Source organism: Roseicyclus sediminis, from assembly GCF_025515305.1.
Taxonomy (GTDB): domain Bacteria; phylum Pseudomonadota; class Alphaproteobacteria; order Rhodobacterales; family Rhodobacteraceae; genus Roseibacterium; species Roseibacterium sediminis.
Genome location: NZ_JAOPHT010000031.1, coordinates 1 through 17,777 on the forward strand (window position 1 = coordinate 1; position 17,777 = coordinate 17,777).

Consider the following 17,777-nt stretch of genomic DNA (forward strand, 5'->3'; position numbering starts at 1 on the left):
GCCCGGCCGCGACGACACAGGCTCAGGCGCCCCTGCCACCGGCATCACAACGGCTCGGTCTCGCCCTCGACGCGCTTGACGTGGAACTCCGCCTCAAGCGCCGCGAAGCGTCCCTCGGCAAGCGGGATGCGGTCGCAGCTTCTCAAGCGATCGATGAAAGGCAGCTATGGGCCGTTCGCGTCGGTTCAGTGGATCTGGTGGAAGGTCCGTTTTGTCCGCAACCCAGACCTTGGCGTCGTCCGCGGCGAACGGCTCCTATCTGGCGGTTAGCCGCCATTGGCAATGAGAGCACCTAACGACCGCATCGCGGACATTGCGGACCTCAGATAATCCCGTGCTGCTTCAGCAGTTCCTGTTCATCGCCAGACACCCAGCCAAAGACTTTCGCGGTGCCGTTCAAGACTTGAACGAGATAGTGGACATCGAAGTCGATGTCTGTCTCGGGCAAATCGTCTCGTGAATAGGTTGCGGTCCAGGAGACGTGGGCCACGCAATGAAGATCGTCTATTGGAGACAGCCGAATATCGCGTTTTCGCATCTGCCGAGTGCCGATTTCTCTATAGTTCTGATAACCTTGAACCATCGCCTGAATGAGTGTTTCGTCATTTTTCCCTGCCATAACACCGGCAGGAGTAGCCGCGATAAATTCAGAAGCGTAGAGTTCTGAGACCTCTTCCTTGTCGAAGTCGTCAGCCAGAGAACGCTTGAAGAATTCCTCGTATCGTTCGAACAGCTTATGCACTTCTTGTTCCACAGACTTGGTCCTCAACGGCAGAATGGTCCGGTGAACATCGCACCGATCGCGCCATCGAACAACGACTTCAAAGGGCTCGAAGCAGTAGTTCGCTGCGGTTTGCCTCAACGTCTTCTTCGCGGTTCTCTCCGGACCGTGCTGGGCGGATTATTCTACCTTCGTATTGTAAGCGGAACTTGGAAAGCCATCGTTCCAAAAACGGTCGTTTTAGGTGCTGCGTGCAGGTCTCTAGCACTTTCAGCGTGATAGCTGTCCCAAAAACCTGCCACAAAACTGCTTGAGTATTGGGACGTTTTTGGGACAGCTGGCTTATGATTATCGGTTACGCACGTGTTTCCACCTCAGAGCAGTCACTAGATGGCCAGCTCGACGCCCTGCGCGAAGCAGGGGCTGAGCGCATCTTCGAAGAGAAGGTGACAGGGAAGTTACGGACGCGGCCTGAGCTTCAGAAGCTCTTCGACCAGCTGCGGGATGGTGATGTCGTCGTAGTGACCAAGTACGACCGCCTGGCGCGCTCACTGCGCGATCTCATCGACATCGTGGAGCAGATCCGCGAACGGGGGGCTGGGTTCCGATCACTGGCCGAGGACATCGACACCACGACATCGGCGGGACGCCTCATCTTCCACGTGTTCGGTAGCATTGCCGAGTTCGAGCGGGAGCGCATCGCGGAGCGCACGATAGAAGGGCTGGCCGCCGCGAGGAAGAGAGGCCGCATCGGTGGTCGGCCACCAGCGTTGTCGCCCGAGGCGAAGGAGCAGGTGCGCAAGCTACGGGATGTTGAGCGTCGACCCGTTGGTGAGATTGCGCGGACGTTCCAAGTCAGTCGGAACACCGTCTACCGCGCTTGAGGGGCCGCTCCGGGCGCAGGGGAGGCAGGCGGACGTCGCGGCGTGCGCGAAGGCGGTTTGCGTCGCCTTGGGCGGCGCGCCTCGTCAGCCTGCTCCATTGCGGTTCTCACCTTCTGCTTCCAGTCTCTGGCCGTCGGTGCGTCCTCTCTCCATGCACATGGCTTCTCGCCCTCGCGGAAGTATAGCTTGCGCAACGCGGCATATTCGTCGGCCAGCTCGTGCCAGCGCTTCACGGACATACCTTTCGGCGGCGGGTTCAGAGGGTGGCCAATGACAAGATCAGGTCCGATCAGCTTCCGGATCTTGATGAGACGTCGCCGCATGCGCTCCCGTGGGCTCTCGTACTGGCTGGCGTAGCGCAGCTTGGAGCAGCGCCGGCAGCCGAACTGCTTGGTGAGATAGAGGATGCCGCAGCGGCGGTCGCAGAGCGGGCACAGGAACCAAGCCCGGCTACCGCCGAAGTGACACGGCGTCTGGGTCAGGTAGATGGTCTGGCGCACATCACCCCAGCCGGCATGGCAGGTAAGGGTGATCTTGGAGCTGTTCCTCCTCACGATGACTGGCAGGCTTTCTTCGCCATCACCGGTCTTCAGGTGGAGCGTGGTCGCGGACCCTTCCAGATCTGCATCTGCGATGGTTCCGATTTCCAGCCGCGGGAGGCGATCTTCGAACTTGTATCTGATCATTTCAAAATGTGTGCAGTCTCGAATTCAACTGTTACTCTATAACAGTACTCTGAAAGAGCTGTGAAATCCAGAACCACAGATCAGTCCAAAGAGGTGTCCCCACTTGCCCCAAGCCCGTGTCGGCCGCCCGGCCATCTCCGGGATTGTCGGGATTGAAACCGGTGCTCCTACGCGTTGAAGGAAAAAATTATGATCCCAAAGAAATTTTTGCTGCGAGTTCTTGGGCGGCAGAAACAATCCCGAGAATCCCGACGATCCTGAAGCGCCAGCTGCCATGGACGGCATGGATGATCCTGCTGTTACCCTAGATCACCACGCGGAAAGGGATGGGACCGACTTTCGCAAAGGCCGCTCGGCAGTCCAGAGCTGTCATCTGACAGAAACGCTCAGATGTCCCCAAGGAGCCCAAAGCGGACTTCGGCGAAGTGGAGAGAACGAACCGAGCGGACTCGAGGAAAATGGCTCAGCGACGTCCAACGCAGAAGTGCGATTTGTATTCCTCTTGCCTGAGCCGCGTCCTTGATCGAGTCCACATATCCAGCCACTTCCCCGAAGTGATCTAGGGGCAGTCGGAGAGAACTCGGCTCTACTCCTACGAGCTTGCCCACAGTCAATCACACAATTCGGCGTATGCCGCTCGCGTGTCCGCCCAAATCCGCGTGAGTTCCTTTCGATCCGCCGTTGAGACCGGCTTGCCGTCCCGCTGGAACCTGGTTTCCGCAGCGACCAGGACCTCCCAAAGTGCCTTCGCGCCGAGCATTCCCGAAACACCGGACAGCGCATGCAGTACCGCAATGAACGCCGCGGGGTCGGACGTTAGCACCTCTCCGTCGGCCGCTTCCGCAACGGCGTCGCCCTGCGCGATGAACCTCTCGATCAGATCAAGGAAACGCCGATCGTCCATGATCTCCGACAGTTCGGCCAATCGTTCGTCGTCCATCAAGATCGGCGCTTCGTGGCCCGCACCGGTCGGCGCCGTTGACGCAAGCGGCGTGTCCGGCTCCGCGATCTCTGCCAGCAACTGGCGCAGAGCCGCACGGTCGATCGGCTTGGTCAGCGTACGCAACATCCCCGCGCGGCGAAACCTGTCGACCTCCTCAGGCATCGCATGGGCGGTAACCGCAACGATGGGCGTCAGCGCATTCGGGCCCTCTCCCGCGATGATCATGGTGGCGGCCTCGACGCCGTCTAGGCCGGGCATCGAGATATCCATCAGAACAAGGTCGAAACGCCGCGCGCCCGCCTGCTCCACGCCGTCGAGGCCGTCGAAGGCCATGGTCACGGCATGCCCGTCCGCGCGCAGCATCTCCCCCAGGATATCCCTGTTGATGGCATTGTCCTCAACAAGCAGAACATCGAGGCTCGGGCCTTTGGCGGCCGTGGGGCCGTCGATTTTCCGGGCGGGGGCGCCTGCCGCGTCAGGCGGAACATCGACATCGAGAAGGACACGAAAATCGGCCCCGCCGCCGGGGGCATCCAGAACGTCGATTTCGCCGCCCATAGCCCGGACAAGACGGCGCGAGATCGCCAGCCCGAGACCTGTTCCCGTGGCGCCCCGTTCATATGAACTGTCGAGCATCACGAACTCCTCAAAGATCCGATCCCGATCCGCGGACGGAATCCCTATGCCTGTGTCGATTACATGGATCTCGAGGCTTACCCAGCCGTCGATGCTCGGATTGCTGCGGATCGACAGGTTCACCGCGCCGTTACGTGTGAACTTGTTGGCGTTTCCGACAAGGTTCAGCAGGACCTGCAAGAGCCGGCGCCAGTCAATCAGCACGATATCGGGAACATCAGGGTCGATGTCACAGGTCACGCGATTGCCAGCGGCGCTTGCGGCACTGAGTTGGCTTTCCAAAACGGTGTCGCAGACCGCGCGGAGGTCAGTCTTCTGAAAGGTCAGACCGGCCTCACCGGACTCTAGCCGAGATAGGTCGAGCACATCGTTTACATGGCGCAGCAGCAACTCGCCGGACTCGCGGAGCGTATCGAGCCAGCGTCTTTGCTGCGCATCGAGCGCGCCATCTGCCATGAGTTCGACCGCACCGAGCATTCCGTTCAGCGGTGTCCGGATCTCATGGCTCATCACCGCGAGAAACTCGGCCTTCTTGCGCGCGGCGGCCAGCGCGTCGTCCCGAGCGGACAACAGCGCGTCCTCCGCCTCTCGGCGGTGAGTGATGTCGCGAAGGAAAGCCACGAAGATTCGCCCTGTCTCGTCCCGTTCGGTGCTGAGCGACAGTTCCACGGGGAAGATCCGGCCGTTTTTGTGGCGTGCGTCGAGCTGGACGCGCCCCGCACCGATCACGTGCGCCTCCCCGGTTTCGACGAAGCGCTTCATTCCGGCCTCATGCGCGGCGTGGTGATGCTCGGGGATCATAAGTTCGGTCATCGATCGGCCGATGGCTTCGTCCCGGCTCCAGCCGAAAGCCGTTTGGGCGGCAGGGTTGAAGGTACGCACGAGACCATTTTCGTCGGCCACGACGATGGCGTCGAGCGAAGTGTTCACGATCATCGCAAGATTGCGGTTCGCCTCTGCCGAAAGCTTCGCTGCCACATCCGCCCGCCGTCCGGCCTGAAGCATCATGAGCAGGACAACCGCGAGAATTGCCAGCAGGAACACCGTGATGAGGCCAGTGCGCAGGATCAGTTCGACCACCTCGGCCCTTTGACGGTCGGACTGCTCGGCGAAGACGTGGAGCCCCCTGAGGGCCATTTCCCGAACCGCCGAATGCGCCGCACTCGTCTCGGCGGCCATGTCGGAGAGCGCGGCGCGCAGGTCCTCGTCGGATCCGTCGATAATCGGAACCTGGCGATCAAGGAACGCGTCTATCTCGAAATAGGCTCTTACATAGGCGGCATCGTCGAAGAGCAGGCGGTAGACGCTTGCCCGTCCAAGGGTCTGGAACCGGCTGTAGAAGATGTCGAAGCGTTGTCGTAGCGCCCGCATCGCCTCCGCCTCGCCGGTACCGGCAGCGTCGATGGCCAGCGCAAGGCGCAGGGTGTCGACCTCAAGCTGGCTGATCGTCCATTGCGTATTGTCCGACCGCGTCACCGTCAGTTCGTCGACGCGCCGCAGCACGTCAAACCAAAGAACCCCTGTCAGAATGATCGACAGAGCAAGTCCGAGACCGAAGACGGCGAGGCTTCGACGGGACCAGCCTACCTTCGGCACGCTGTCCGAGGCGATGGATCGGAACGGTCGTCTCAGGGCAAGACCTCGATGGATACGAGTTGCCAGATGCTTCGCGAGTAGATCTGCTCGGTCTGGTAGGCGGTGTTTGCGTCATATGGGTAGACAACCCACAGCGGACCCTTCTCGCGCACCGACATCGGCGCGCCGTTCTGAAGGTAGGCCACGATGGGGCCGCCTTCTTCGGCGTCCGAAACGGGGATTTCCACGGCATAGTCGTTCAGCGCGATGGCGCGCAGGGTTTCTCCCTCGGCGCCAAGTGCGTCAAGGACGGTATTCAGGGGCACGCCGGTGAAGGACTGCACGCCCTCGGTCCAGATCGTCGTCGTCTCGAAGCTTTCGGCGCCCAGGGCTTCCAGCATCTCACGGTCGAAGACGGCGGCGTCGCCGTCATTGGTGCTTGCGATCGCGCCGCGCACGGTCAGAAGCACCTCGCCCGTCGCCGCAGGCAGCATGTCGGCCAAAGCGGTCAGGGGGGCCAGTGCTGTGAAAACGGCGACGGAGGCGGCGCTGGCATGTCTGTGGAATGAATAAGCCATTGTACTGGTCTTCCTGCGTGATTTCGACGGATCAGCGCTTTTTGGTGGTGCGGCCCCATAGCTGCCACAAACCTTTCGGACTGTCGCGGACGCAGGAGGGTAGTGGACTATCCTTTCGTATAATGACCATGATCCGATTGCTTGCGAAGCTATGCCCAAGCAGGCATCGCCAAGTCCGGGTGCGCACATGCATAGGTCTCCTCGACCACCAACGGGGAAGTTCGAGATGATGATGCGCCCGACATACATAGCAACTGGCGGAGAGTTCGGCCCAGTTGGAAGAACAGAGAGCGGCGGCATGAAAATCCTTCTCGCAGATGACCACGATCTCGTGCGTGAGACGATTGCCGCGTTTCTCGCATCCGAGGGTTTCGAAGCCGTGTATGGCACGGGCTCTCTCGACGAAGCGGTCACGGCCTACCGCAGCTGGGGACCGTTCGACCTTGTTCTGCTGGACTTGAACATGCCCGGCATGGGCGGTCTCGATGGGCTGCGTCGCATGTTCGCGGTGGCAGGCGACACTCCGGTTGCGATCATCTCCGGCGTGGCGCAACCCGACAAAGTGCAGGCCGCAATCGAGGCCGGGGCGCGCGGCTTCCTGCCCAAAACCATGTCGGCGAAGTCGATATCCGCCGCCATCCGCTTCATGGCGGCGGGCGAGATCTACATGCCCTACGCGCTCATGCAGCAGGGCGCGGCAACCGATGGCTTCGATCTCAAACCGCGTGAGCGTGACGTGCTGCGCGGGCTGTCCGAGGGCCTTTCGAACAAGGAAATCGCCATCAAGCTCGCCCTTCAGGAGGTCACGGTAAAGCTTCACGTCAAGACGCTGAGCCGCAAACTGAACGCCCGAAACCGCACCCACGCCGCGATGATAGCCCGAGATAACGGGTTGATCTGAAAACTATTTTTTGAACGCTTTCCCCAAGCCCGCCGGTTCCGCCGCGCGGGTCGGAGCCTCGTCATGTCCACTGTCCAGACAACCCAGCGCCCGGAGGCCGCCGCGCAGGATCCGCGCGACGGCGTTGGCCTGCTTGTCGTGGCGCTGGCGGGATGCGTCCTGTTTCACGGGGGACTTCTGCCGTTCACGCACGGCAACACCTACGACGCCTTCATCCACATGTTCTTTGGCGACAGCTACGCGCGCAGCTGGTTCGACGTGTGGGATCCGCGCTGGTATACCGGCTTTCTCACGATCTCCTACCCGCCGGGCACACACATGGCGATCGGCGCGCTAAGCCACGTGATGCCGCTACGTGCGGCCTTCGTGCTGGTGCAGCTGGGCGCGCTCCTGCTGCTTACAGTGGGGGTCTACCGGTTCTCGCTGCTTTGGGTGCCGCCGCGCGCGGCGGGCTATGCCGCGATCTTCCTCATGCTTTCCTCTGCGATCTCGGAGACGGTGCACCTCTTCGGGCAATTGCCGACGACCTTCTCGCTGGCGATCTTCCTAAATGGGCTTCCCTACGTCTATCGCTGGATCGCGGGCGGCGGCTGGGTGAATTTCTTCGCCGCGGTGATCTTCGGGGCGGCGACCACGGCGGGCCATCACGTCACCACCATCTTCGGCGCGGTTCTGTTCGTCTTTCCCATCGGGCTGCATGCGCTGACCGCAACGGCCGAGCTTCACCCGATCGCCGGACCACGCGGGCCGGGTCTTCGGCCGTGGCTGGGTTGGTTGGGCCGCGCTGTCGGGCGCTTCGGCAAACCGCTGGGGCGGGGCCTCTTTCTCGGTGTCTGCCTGATCGCGGCCATCGTGCTTACGATCTTGCCCTACTGGCTCTGGTCAGTGAGCGATCCGATCACGCAGGTGCCGATCCCCCATGGCTCGCGCGAGAACTTCCTTGAGCGTACCGACCTTGGCTTCGTTTTCTTCCTGCTGCCATGGGGCATGGCGATCCTTTTCCTTCCCTACGCCCTTCTGAAAACCGTCACCACTCGGCTCTGGCCGCTCGGGGGGGCGCTTTTCCTGTGCTTCGTTCTGGGCACGGGCGGCACCACACCGATCAGCCGCGCCATTCTCGGCGGGGCCTTCGACATCCTGACGCTGGACCGCTTCACTTTCTGGGCGACGATCCTGATCCTTCCATTCCTGGGCCTTGTCTTCGACGGACTGATAAACGGCCGCTCCGGGCGCTTGATATCCGAGGCGTTCGGGCGCACCGCGCGGGGCGTGCTCGTGGGGGTGCTCTTCCTTGGCTTCGTCGCGACCGCCGTGCTTGCGGCGATCCTGCCGCTGATGCGCCCGACGCAGCCCGATTTCATCGACCCCGCGCCCATCGTCGATTTCATGACGTCCGACCAGCACGACCGCTGGCGCTACCTGACGCTCGGCTTCGGTGACCAATTCGCCTATCTCTCCGCGCAGATGGAGGCGCAGTCGGTTGACGGAAACTACCACTCCGTCCGCCGCCTTCCCGACATGACGCGGTTCTCGGTGGAGCGGCTGGAGAACGCGAAGTACATGGGCGTTCCGGGCCTTGGTTCGCTGCGCCAGTTCCTGACCAATGCCGAGGATTACCACCTCAAATATGTCTTCTCGAACGACGAATTCTACGACCCGCTCCTCCATTTCACAGGCTGGCGGCGGCTGATCCGGTTGCAGAACGGCGTCGTCGTCTGGGAACGGCCCGACGTCTCGCCGCTGCCGCGCATCCAGCCGCGACGCGATATCGGCCGGGTCCAGAGCCTTATGTGGGGGCTTGTGCCGCCCACGATGCTGGGGCTGGCGGCGCTCATCTTTGCCGGTGCGGTCCTACGCCGTGGCGTGGCGATGCCTGCGGCCACCTACCGGCCGGTGCCGATCCCGCAGCGCGCGTTCCGCCACCCGGCCCGCGTCCGCCTTGTCGTGGTCGGGCTGTTCCTCGTGGTTCTGGCCGGAGGCGGATGGACCGCCCACCGGCTCTGGGAGGAGGCGACGCGCCCGCTCTCGCCCGAGGAAGTGATCACCGCTTACTACACCGATCTCGACTTTCGCCGTTTCGCCGAGGCGCATGCGATGCTCGACCCCGAAACCCGGCCCGCTTTCGAGGATCAGCTCTTCGCATGGCGTTGGAGGGGTGGACTGATCGCCTCCTACGGCAAGTTGACGGACATCGCCATCGAACCGCTGGACACAGCCGAAGGCATCGCCGACTGGCAGGTCACGCTCGACTGGCTGACCGCGCTCGACGTCCGGCAGGAAGTGCTGACGATCCGCACCGTTGCGCGCGATGGCCGCTGGCATGTCGCGCCACTTGGTCTCAGGCCAGTGCAATCGCCGGCGCGCCTCGACCGCCAGGCCGTGATCGGCTGGTCGACACCTGGCCGCAGGCAGCCGCGCCCAGAGGCCGACCTGCAGCGCGACCGCCTCGACCGGCCGGAGATCGCTGTCGGCGGAGCGCGCCTAGTCCGGCGGGACGGTCGCTTGACGCTGGTCGGTGCGGTCACGAACCTCGACATGGACCCCGCAGCGATCACGCTAATCGGCGATCTGCGCGACGTGACCGGCCGGTCGCTCCTGCGGCAGGGGGCGGGATTCGTCGGTGGCCAGCGCCTTCTGCCGGGTGAGACCACGGGCTTCCGCATCGGGTTTGAGAGCGTCCTATCGCTTGAGGACGCCGTGCCCGGGCAGAGCTACGACCCGACGCAATTCCTGCCCCCCATACTCGCGGCCCCGGCCGAGGGCGCAACGCTTGATGCCCGCGCGCTGGTGGCGACCGACGGTCATTATCGAGGCGTCTCGCTCAACGGCATTCGACTGGAACAAGAAGACGGCGCTCTGCGCCTCGACGCTCTCGCCGTGAACGCGGGGACCGAGACCGCCTCGGTCGCGCGGATCACCGCGCTTCTCTACGACGCGGCGGGCCGCCCTGTCTGGGTCGAGGCGGCTTTCGTTGCAACGAACATCTACCCCGGCCAGAGCGCGCCCGTTTCCCTCATCCTGCCGCTGGCTGCCGATATCGAGATCGTCGCCGAAATCGGTACCGACAACATGACCTTCAACGCCGCCACCCCCGACATCTCGCCGGGCGATCTGCCGTTGCCGCTTGTTGGCACGATCCCGCTGGAGGGACTTGGCGGATACGCCGCCTTACGCCTCACGGTGTCGAGCATGATCCACGATCCGGGGTTCTGAGAATGAATCGTCTTGTCCTTCTTATCCTTGTGCTTCTTGCCGGTCCCGCCCGGGCCGACACGATGATCGCCGATGCCTTCGGCCTGTACCCGTCAAGCAGCGATGGCGCGCGCGCGGGCTGGTCGGGGCTGCAATCCGACCTCTTCTTTCCCGAAGAGACGCGCGTCATGGAGCCCGGCCCGGCTGACACGGTTCTGATCGTCTTCGGAGAAAAGAGCCTTGTTGCGGGTGACGGCACCGGACTGGCTGCCGCACTGCTCTTCGATGCGGCGGGCAACCTCGTGACGGATGGCACGGCGGTGCGCCTCTCGGCCGCCGATGGAACCCGGACGCAGCGGACGCGCGGCGGTATCGCGTCGCGCCAGGTCCAAGCAGGCTCAGTGACCGGACGGTTCCACGCCTCCGCCGAAACCGGCAGCGGCGCGACCCTTCGACAATCGTCGCGGGTCAGCTATCGCGTGATCCCCGCACTGTCTGGTCTCGCCGCGGAACTGACGCCACCGGCCGCCGCGCTGCCGGCCGAGGAAATCCTTCAACTGGAGGCTGCCCCCTTGACCGGCGCGTCCGGCGCACTGCCCCCCGACGGCGTGGCGGGTGCGCTCTTCCTGTCCCATGCCGATGGCAGCCACACCTTCGTGCCGGCGACATGGATCGGCGGCGCGCTGCAGGCGCCAATGCTGAGCCGAGACATCGCTGGCGCCGCCGCCGCGCGGCTCTTTCTGCCTTTTTCGGAAAGCGCCCCGGTGCCCGTCGAGATCGCGCGACTTGCGCCGGGCGCCGCGCTGAATCTCTCGGCCACCGCGCTGCCCACGATTGGCGCGACGCGCCTGTCGCTGGGGCCCTTCACAACGTCGCAGGGCCATCATCTGCATGACGGCAGCCCGGTTCAGCTACGTGTGCGCGACGCCGCCGGACGCGTCTTTCAAAGCGAGAACTGGCTGCTCGACGGTGTCGCCGAGGAAACCGTCCCCAGCCGTGACTTGCCGTTCGACATCGTCGTGACCTCACCCCTCGGGACGTCGCGCCTGACCCTGATGGAGGCCACCCAGTGAACCTCGAAAAAAAGATTTCGACAGGGCAAGTCCTGCGTTTGCTGGCCCTGCTTCTAGCCATGTTGGTCGCGCTGTCCGGCGTCATTGCACAGGTTTCCTCGGCGCTGGCCGAAGCCACAGCCCGCGACGTGACCTACCGCTATTTCGACGAAGCATTGCCCCGGCTGGCAACCGGACCCTCCGCGGTGACATGGCAGAGCGCGCCCGCCCCCCTCGACCGGCCTTTCGGCCCAGCGGAAGAGGCCATCGTCGGCACTGCGCTAACCCATGCGTGGGCCGCCCATGCCGCCGCCATGGAAACCGGAACGGCGATGGGTCTTGCGGATCATTTCGGCAGCATCGCGCTTGAGCGGGCCTCCCGTGCAGCCACCGTTTCGGGCGCACGCATGGTCGTCCTGCAGCAGGTAGCGCGTCCGGTGTTCTTTCACGCCGATGGCTCGCTCCTGCAAATCGAGGCCGAGGCCCTGATCGCGCGGTTCCACATAGATGAAACGGGCGCGCTGACGGCCCACACGGTGACCCGCGACACCACGCTGACCACGCTCGCAAACGAGGCGACCGGCTGGGTCCTTATCAGCCACGAACGCCTTGCGTCCGAGGGGCTTGCCGTCACCTATGCGCGTCTGGCGAGCGGGCCGCTGGCAGGGATCAACTACTACCCCGCCGAGACTCCCTGGACAAAGTTCTGGCAGGGTTTCGACGCCGCGACGATCGCGGAGGATTTCGATCGGATCGCGGGCCTTGGTGGCAACGCCGTGCGCGTCTTCCTGCAGCGTGATACCTTTCTCGACGACCGCACCGCGCCGCAAGCGCTAGATGATCTCGCAGAGCTTCTGTCCCTGGCAGAGCGGGCGGGCCTTTCGGTCGTCCCGACGCTCTTCGACCTGCGGGGCGGCTACGAGGGGGCGACATGGGCCAATGACGCGGCGTGGCTTGCGCGGGTGCTGCCGGTTCTAGAAGCTTCGGTGGCGGTCGCCTACGTGGATCTGAAGAACGAGCCCGACCTGGACATGGACCTCCAAGGCCCCGGCCAGGTCGAGGCTTGGGCGCGCGCGATGCTCGCCACGGCGCGCAGCATCGCGCCGGATCTGGCCTACACGATCGGCTGGGCCCACCCCGACGCCGCGCCGCTTCTAGCCGACACGCTCGACCTGATCACCTACCACGATTACGGCCCCGTCGCTGAAAGTGCCGCCGCGCTGGATCACGTCCGCGCCGTTGCTGGGGACCGGCCCGTGCACGTGACGGAGATCGGTGAGACGGCCTTTTCCCTTGTCGTGGGCCGGTTCCCTGCTTCGCCCCGGGCGCAGTCGGAAAGGCTGGCAGCCCGCATGATGGCGCTCGCCGGAGCCGACGGCATCTTTGTCTGGACGCTGCACGATTTCCCCGAGCCCGACCCGGCGGCCATCGGCCGGTCGCCCTGGGTCATCGGCCTGCAGGGTCACTACGGTCTGATCGACGCCACGGGCACCGAACGTCCGGCCGCCGAGGTCACGCGCCGTACCTTCGCCAACCTTCTGAACCGAATCTCACCCGGAGATGCCCAATGACCACCCACACCCGCCGCATCGCTCTTGTCTCGGCCTTTCCGCCCGGGCAGCGGAGCCTGAATGAATACGGCCTGCATTTCGCCCGGGCCCTCGCCGCCCAGCCGGACGTGTCCGAGGTCGTGGTGCTGGCCGATCGACTGGATCGGACGATGCCCGAACTGGACCTCGGCCCGAAGATCCGCGTTCGCAGGGTCTGGAGCTTCAATTCCATCGCAACGCCCATGCGTCTGCTCCGCGCGCTCTGGTCGGAACGGCCCGACGCGGTGATCTGGAACCTGCAGACCGCCAGTTTCGGCGACCGTGAACTGTCCGCAGCTCTGGGTCTTCTGGCGCCCGCACTGGCCCGGCTGGCGGGATGGCGCAGTGGCATCATCGCGCACAACATCGTTGCGGGCATCGACCTTGAGGCTACGACGCTGAAGGGTCAGCGCGCGCGGCAGGCCGTCGTGCGTCTAGGCGGGGCCGCGATCACGCGCGCAATGTGCGCGGCGAGCTACATGACCGTGACGCTCCGCAGCTACGCCGACATTCTCACCCGGCAGGTGCCGCGCGCCGATATCACCTTGGTGCCGCATGGCACCTTCGACACCGGAAGGCGTGCGTGGGTCCCGCTGGCCGCACGGCCCATGCGGATCGTCACGATGGGCAAATTCGGCACCTACAAGCGGCTGGAAACGCTGCTCGCCGCCTTCGATCGCCTGCGCGCCATGCCGGGCGTCCCACCGCTGCAGCTCGTGATCGGGGGCACCGATCACCCCAACACGCCCGGCTACGTGGGCGAGCTTGCGCGCGGCCGCAAGGATGATCAGGGGGTGTCCTTCGCTGGATATGTCGCCGAAGAAGACGTGCCGGCCTTTTTCGAGGGCGGACGGCTTGCCGTTTTCGACTACGAAGCGACGACCGGCTCTTCGGGTGTGCTGCATCAGGCGGCGAGCCTTGGGGCGGTGCCGGTCTTTCCGCGGATCGGCGATTTTGTAGATCTGTGCGATGACGAGGGACTGACGGGCGGTCATTTCACGCCTGGCGACGCGGATGCCCTCGCCAGAGCGATGCGCGATCTTCTGGCCGACACCGCCGAGGCCGAACGTATCGCCCGGGCGAATCGGCGCGCCGTGGAAGCGATCCCGATGGCCGATATCGCGGCCTGGCACGTGGCGAAACTCTTCGAAGCGCCTGCCGACGTGCCGAGCTTCGTCTGACCTTTCGGATAGCGGCGGTTCCGTTCGGGGATCGCCGCTGTTCCATGTTTGTCGGGACGTCCGATTGCACCCCACGCGTATGCAGACGCGAGCAGGACGGCGCGAGACCCCCACCGCAGATTGCGACCGACACCAGCTCGGAGATCTGCGATGACCGTTTCCCGCCCCTACGCCACCTTGACCCTCGTGGTGCCCTGCTACAACGAGGCCCTGCGTCTCCAGCCGCAACGCTTCCTGTCTTTCGTCGATGCGAACCCGCGCGTGCGCCTGCTGATGGTCAACGACGGAAGCACTGACGAGACGCTGATCCGCCTGCGCGCGCTGGCGGCCCGTCGGCCGGGCCGCATCGCGGTGCTTGATCTTGCGCAGAACGCAGGCAAGGCCGAGGCCGTGCGCACGGGCCTGCAGCGCGCCATCGCCGAAGGCGCCGAGCTGACCGGCTACTGGGACGCCGACCTCGCCACGCCGCTGGAACTGGTCGGGGACTTCCTTCGGATTGCCGACCGCCACGCCGAAACCGAGGTCATCTTCGGCTCGCGCCGCACGATGCTGGGCCACAGGGTTAACCGGACAGCCGGTCGGCGGGCCGTGTCTCGGCTCTGCGCCGGGCTTGCACGGATGGCCATCGGCCTGCCCGTGGCCGACACGCAATGCGGCGCCAAGATCCTGCGCGCCACGCCCGGGCTCGCCGCCGCGGTGGCACAGCCATTCACTGCCGCCTGGCTTTTCGATGTGGAACTCTTCGCGCGGATCGCGCGGGCGGGTTCCCGCTCCGAGGCGCCCCACCGCTTCTACGAGCTGCCCCTGTCGGAATGGACCGAGGTGCCCGGCTCGAAGGTGACCGCGCGCGTAATCCTGCGCAGCGGCCTGCGCATGCTCCGCCTGATCGCCGAGTTGCGCATGGGTCCGCGTCCCGCCCAAGCGGCAATGTCTGGCGCATTGCGCAAGGCGGCCTGACCCATGGCGAGCCCCGCATTCCCGGCGCGACGCGCCGCCGGCGGCTTGGCGCTCGGCGCGCTGCTGGCAAGCCCCGCGCTGGCGATCTTCCTCGCCACCAACATTGCGAATGCGGGCAACCTTGCCTTCAACATGGTCTTCAGCCGGCTGCTGACGCCGTCCGAATTCCATGACCTCGCGGTGATCCTGACCCTGATGCTCGGGGCCATGTCCGTGCTTGGCGCGGCTCAGATGGCGGTTTCGCAACTAGCGGCCCGCGGCATCGCGCGGGAGCCGACCCTTGCCGCCTTGCCGAGGCTGAGCCTCCTGTCCGGGGCCGCTGCGGCGCTGCTGTTGCCGCTGGGCGTCGCAGCCGCACTGATGTCGCCGCTGGCCTCCGCCCTTGGCCTAGCCGCACCCGGCCACCTTGCGATCCTGTTCCTGGCGCTCCCGATTGCGGCGCCGCTCTGCCTCGCGCGCGGGGCTGCGCTGGGCCGGATGTCGGTGCGGGGTATCGTGCTGTCGCTCAACCTCGAAATGGGCGTGCGGCTTGGCGGCGCAATCCTTGCACACGCGACGGGACTCGGCATGTCCGGGATCGTCGCGGCGCTGGCGCTTTCGCTCGTCGCCGGATGGTGGCCCGTCCGGGCCGAGACGTCGGGTGCTGCGCTCCGCCAACCGGCACCACTGCCCGCCGCGCCGCTCCTCGGCAGGATCGTGCGTATCGCATGGCCCTTTGCACTGCTGCAACTGGCGCAGGTGATCCATCTCGACGGTGACCTCCTGATGTCCGCGCGCGTCCTGCCCGAGGCCGAAGTCGGCCTGCTGGCAGGCCTCTCGCTTGTCCAGCGGGTTCAGGTCTATGCCTGCCTCGGTCTTGCGGGGGTGCTACTCCCGACGGTCACGGCAGCGGCGGCGTCCGGGCGCGCCACCCTGCGCCCGGCGATGCCAGTGGTTGCGCTGGTGTTGGGCACCGGCGCGGCACTGACCGTCCTTGCGATGGCGGCGCCGGCGCTAGTTCTCCTGACGGTGGCCGGGCCTGCCTATGCCGCCGGCCTCGCCCATCTCCTTCCCGCTGTGCTTGCCGCCTTCGCCTTCACGGTCAGCTACCTTGCCGCGACCTTTCTCGCAGCACTCGGCGACCGCTCCGGCATCGCGCTAGTCACCATCGGCGCGCCGGTCTCGCTTGGCGTGCTGGCGCTCGCGGCAGGCGCCGGCGGTCTCGACGCGATGGTGGCCGCCAAGGCGGCGGTGCAGGGCGCGCTGTGTCTTGCGTCCCTAGCGTTCGTGGGCCGCGCTTGCCTGCGCGCCCGTACTTCCCGAGCCAACTCGTAATCACAAGACCACGGAAAGCACTTCACCAAATGACCCTCGATCTGATCACCCCAGTTATCCTCGCCGGCGGTTCCGGCACGCGGCTCTGGCCGGTCTCGCGCGCCTCGCGTCCGAAACAGTTCTGCCGCCTGACGGGCGAGTATACCCCGTTCCAGGCCACTGTCCGGCGGCTTGAGGATGCGGGCTGCGCCGCACCGCTGGTAATCACCCATGCCGATTACCGCTTCACCGTCGCCGACCAGCTGTCCGAAAGCGGCAGCCGCGGCCATGCGATCCTTCTGGAGCCGGAGGCGCGCAATACCGCCGCCTCGGTCGCAGTGGCGGTTGTTGCGACCATGGCCGAGGACCCCGAGCGCCTCCTGCTGGTCGCGCCTGCCGACCATCACATCGAGGACGCCCTCGACTTCGCCGCTGCCATCGGCGCCGGCGCGGGCGCTGCACGGGTGGGCGAAATCGTGCTTTTCGGCGTCACACCCGACCGCGCCGAAACGGGCTATGGGTATATCGAGATCGCCGAGACGGACGACACGAATGCAGGACACTCGTTTGCGCGTTTCATTGAAAAGCCCGACGCCGATACCGCAGCGGCATATCTCGCGAGCGGTCGGCACCTGTGGAACGCGGGGCTCTTCCTCTTCACCGCTCGCCGCATGCACGCCGCGCTGGCCGAACACGCGCCCGAAGTTCTGGCGGCCGCCGAGGCCGCTTTCGCCGCGATTCAGGGTGACCTCGATTTCCTTCGTCTCGGCGAGGCGTTCCGCAATGCGCCCGCGCTGTCCATCGACCATGCGGTGATGGAACACACGACCGGCCGCGTGATCCCGCTTGCGGCTGGCTGGACGGACCTCGGCGGATGGCAGGCCATGTGGCAGGTGACTGAGCGCGATGCCGACGGCGTGGCACAGCGTGGCGCGACCCGCGCCATCGATTGCCGGGACAGCCTGCTGTTGTCGGAAGATCCCGAGATCGCGCTTGTGGGCGTGGGGCTGCGGAACATCGCGGCGATCGTCACCCGCGACGCGGTGCTGGTGGCCGATCTTGGCACCGCAGAGGGCCTGCGTGCGGCGGTAGCGACCGCGAAGGACGCGGGCTGGCGGCAGGCGGGCGAGCATCGCCGCGAGGAACGCCCGTGGGGGCACTATGAAACGTTGGCGCTCGCGCCGCGGTTCCAGGTGAAATCGATCGTGGTCAAGCCCGGCGGCCGCTTGTCGCTGCAAAGCCATGTGCATCGCTCCGAGCACTGGGTGGTCGTCGAGGGCTCGGCCCGGGTCACCGTTGGCCGTACCGAGAAACTCCTGAGCGAGAACCAGTCGGTCTACATCCCGCTTGGCGAAGTTCACCGGCTCGAAAACCCCGGCAAGGTGCCGCTCCGCCTGATCGAAGTGCAGACCGGCAGCTATCTCGGAGAAGACGACATCCGCCGCTACGAGGACATTTACGCCCGCGCGTGAAGGCAGCCGCCCGTGGAGATCCTAGGGCGCTTCGCGCGTCCTAGTGGTCTCGCTCATGTCGAAATCGCTCGAAAACGTCCGGTTTCTTGCTTGGCGGCGTAGGTTGGGCGCGACTTG

13 protein-coding genes are annotated in these 17,777 nt (G+C 65.2%); 9 read left to right on the forward strand and 4 right to left on the reverse strand.

Features of this window, described 5'->3' with window-relative positions:
- Positions 1–322: 322 nt before the first annotated feature.
- Complete coding sequence (locus N8I71_RS20395; RefSeq protein WP_027238981.1) at positions 323–754, reverse strand: hypothetical protein; 432 nt, start codon at positions 752–754, stop codon at positions 323–325.
- Positions 755–1,065: 311 nt separating this feature from the next.
- Here N8I71_RS20395 and N8I71_RS20400 point away from each other — a divergent pair, with 311 nt between their 5' ends.
- Entirely contained in the window at positions 1,066–1,605 is a 540-nt protein-coding gene (locus N8I71_RS20400) for a recombinase family protein (RefSeq protein ID WP_262879889.1), read from the forward strand.
- On the opposite strand, the gene N8I71_RS20405 is transcribed toward N8I71_RS20400, so the two are convergent.
- The 3 genes from N8I71_RS20405 to N8I71_RS20415 all read right to left on the reverse strand — a co-directional run bounded on the left by N8I71_RS20405 (position 1,593) and on the right by N8I71_RS20415 (position 6,023).
- Positions 1,593–2,291, reverse strand: coding sequence for a hypothetical protein (locus N8I71_RS20405; protein ID WP_262879890.1), 699 nt, complete (start codon positions 2,289–2,291; stop codon positions 1,593–1,595). The two genes, N8I71_RS20400 and N8I71_RS20405, sit on opposite strands and share 13 nt — an antisense overlap.
- Before the next feature lie 610 nt (positions 2,292–2,901).
- Positions 2,902–5,466 carry a hybrid sensor histidine kinase/response regulator gene (locus N8I71_RS20410; protein ID WP_262879891.1) on the reverse strand — a complete coding sequence of 855 codons (2,565 nt, stop codon included), beginning with the start codon at positions 5,464–5,466 and terminating at the stop codon, positions 2,902–2,904.
- A gap of 32 nt (positions 5,467–5,498) precedes the next feature.
- Positions 5,499–6,023, reverse strand: a complete 525-nt coding sequence (locus N8I71_RS20415; protein WP_262879892.1) for a molybdopterin-dependent oxidoreductase — start codon at positions 6,021–6,023, stop codon at positions 5,499–5,501.
- A gap of 226 nt (positions 6,024–6,249) precedes the next feature.
- On the opposite strand from N8I71_RS20415, the gene N8I71_RS20420 reads away from it, so the two are divergent.
- From N8I71_RS20420 to N8I71_RS20455, 8 genes are all read left to right on the forward strand, one after another.
- Entirely contained in the window at positions 6,250–6,924 is a 675-nt protein-coding gene (locus N8I71_RS20420; protein ID WP_316249272.1) for a response regulator transcription factor, read from the forward strand.
- A gap of 63 nt (positions 6,925–6,987) precedes the next feature.
- Complete coding sequence (locus tag N8I71_RS20425; protein ID WP_262879893.1) at positions 6,988–10,137, forward strand: hypothetical protein; 3,150 nt, start codon at positions 6,988–6,990, stop codon at positions 10,135–10,137.
- Between the two features lie 2 nt (positions 10,138–10,139).
- Entirely contained in the window at positions 10,140–11,189 is a 1,050-nt protein-coding gene (locus N8I71_RS20430) for a hypothetical protein (RefSeq protein WP_262879894.1), read from the forward strand.
- A 38-nt stretch (positions 11,190–11,227) separates the two neighbouring features.
- On the forward strand, positions 11,228–12,739 hold the full coding sequence (locus N8I71_RS20435; protein ID WP_262879895.1) for a glycoside hydrolase 5 family protein: 1,512 nt from the start codon (positions 11,228–11,230) through the stop codon (positions 12,737–12,739).
- Positions 12,736–13,938 (forward strand): glycosyltransferase, encoded by a 1,203-nt coding sequence (locus N8I71_RS20440; RefSeq protein WP_262879896.1) that lies wholly within the window; start codon positions 12,736–12,738, stop codon positions 13,936–13,938. The genes N8I71_RS20435 and N8I71_RS20440 overlap by 4 nt, the downstream gene beginning before the upstream one ends.
- A 150-nt stretch (positions 13,939–14,088) precedes the next feature.
- On the forward strand, positions 14,089–14,895 hold the full coding sequence (locus N8I71_RS20445; protein ID WP_262879897.1) for a glycosyltransferase: 807 nt from the start codon (positions 14,089–14,091) through the stop codon (positions 14,893–14,895).
- Positions 14,896–14,898: 3 nt separating this feature from the next.
- Complete coding sequence (locus N8I71_RS20450) at positions 14,899–16,209, forward strand: hypothetical protein (RefSeq protein WP_262879898.1); 1,311 nt, start codon at positions 14,899–14,901, stop codon at positions 16,207–16,209.
- 29 nt (positions 16,210–16,238) lie between these two features.
- On the forward strand, positions 16,239–17,660 hold the full coding sequence (locus N8I71_RS20455) for a mannose-1-phosphate guanylyltransferase/mannose-6-phosphate isomerase (protein WP_262879899.1): 1,422 nt from the start codon (positions 16,239–16,241) through the stop codon (positions 17,658–17,660).
- The last annotated feature ends 117 nt before the right edge of the window (positions 17,661–17,777 follow it).

Excerpts from the sequence above, each read along its gene's own strand:
- N8I71_RS20455 (WP_262879899.1), top strand. The coding sequence starts at position 16,239 with ATGACCCTCGATCTGATCACCCCAGTTATCCTCGCCGGCGGTTCCGGC.
- N8I71_RS20440 (WP_262879896.1), top strand. The coding sequence starts at position 12,736 with ATGACCACCCACACCCGCCGCATCGCTCTTGTCTCGGCCTTTCCGCCC.
- N8I71_RS20400 (WP_262879889.1), top strand. The coding sequence starts at position 1,066 with ATGATTATCGGTTACGCACGTGTTTCCACCTCAGAGCAGTCACTAGAT.
- N8I71_RS20415 (WP_262879892.1), bottom strand. The coding sequence starts at position 6,023 with ATGGCTTATTCATTCCACAGACATGCCAGCGCCGCCTCCGTCGCCGTT.
- N8I71_RS20420 (WP_316249272.1), top strand. The coding sequence starts at position 6,250 with ATGATGATGCGCCCGACATACATAGCAACTGGCGGAGAGTTCGGCCCA.
- N8I71_RS20405 (WP_262879890.1), bottom strand. The coding sequence starts at position 2,291 with ATGATCAGATACAAGTTCGAAGATCGCCTCCCGCGGCTGGAAATCGGA.
- N8I71_RS20430 (WP_262879894.1), top strand. The coding sequence starts at position 10,140 with ATGAATCGTCTTGTCCTTCTTATCCTTGTGCTTCTTGCCGGTCCCGCC.
- N8I71_RS20450 (WP_262879898.1), top strand. The coding sequence starts at position 14,899 with ATGGCGAGCCCCGCATTCCCGGCGCGACGCGCCGCCGGCGGCTTGGCG.
- N8I71_RS20445 (WP_262879897.1), top strand. The coding sequence starts at position 14,089 with ATGACCGTTTCCCGCCCCTACGCCACCTTGACCCTCGTGGTGCCCTGC.
- N8I71_RS20425 (WP_262879893.1), top strand. The coding sequence starts at position 6,988 with ATGTCCACTGTCCAGACAACCCAGCGCCCGGAGGCCGCCGCGCAGGAT.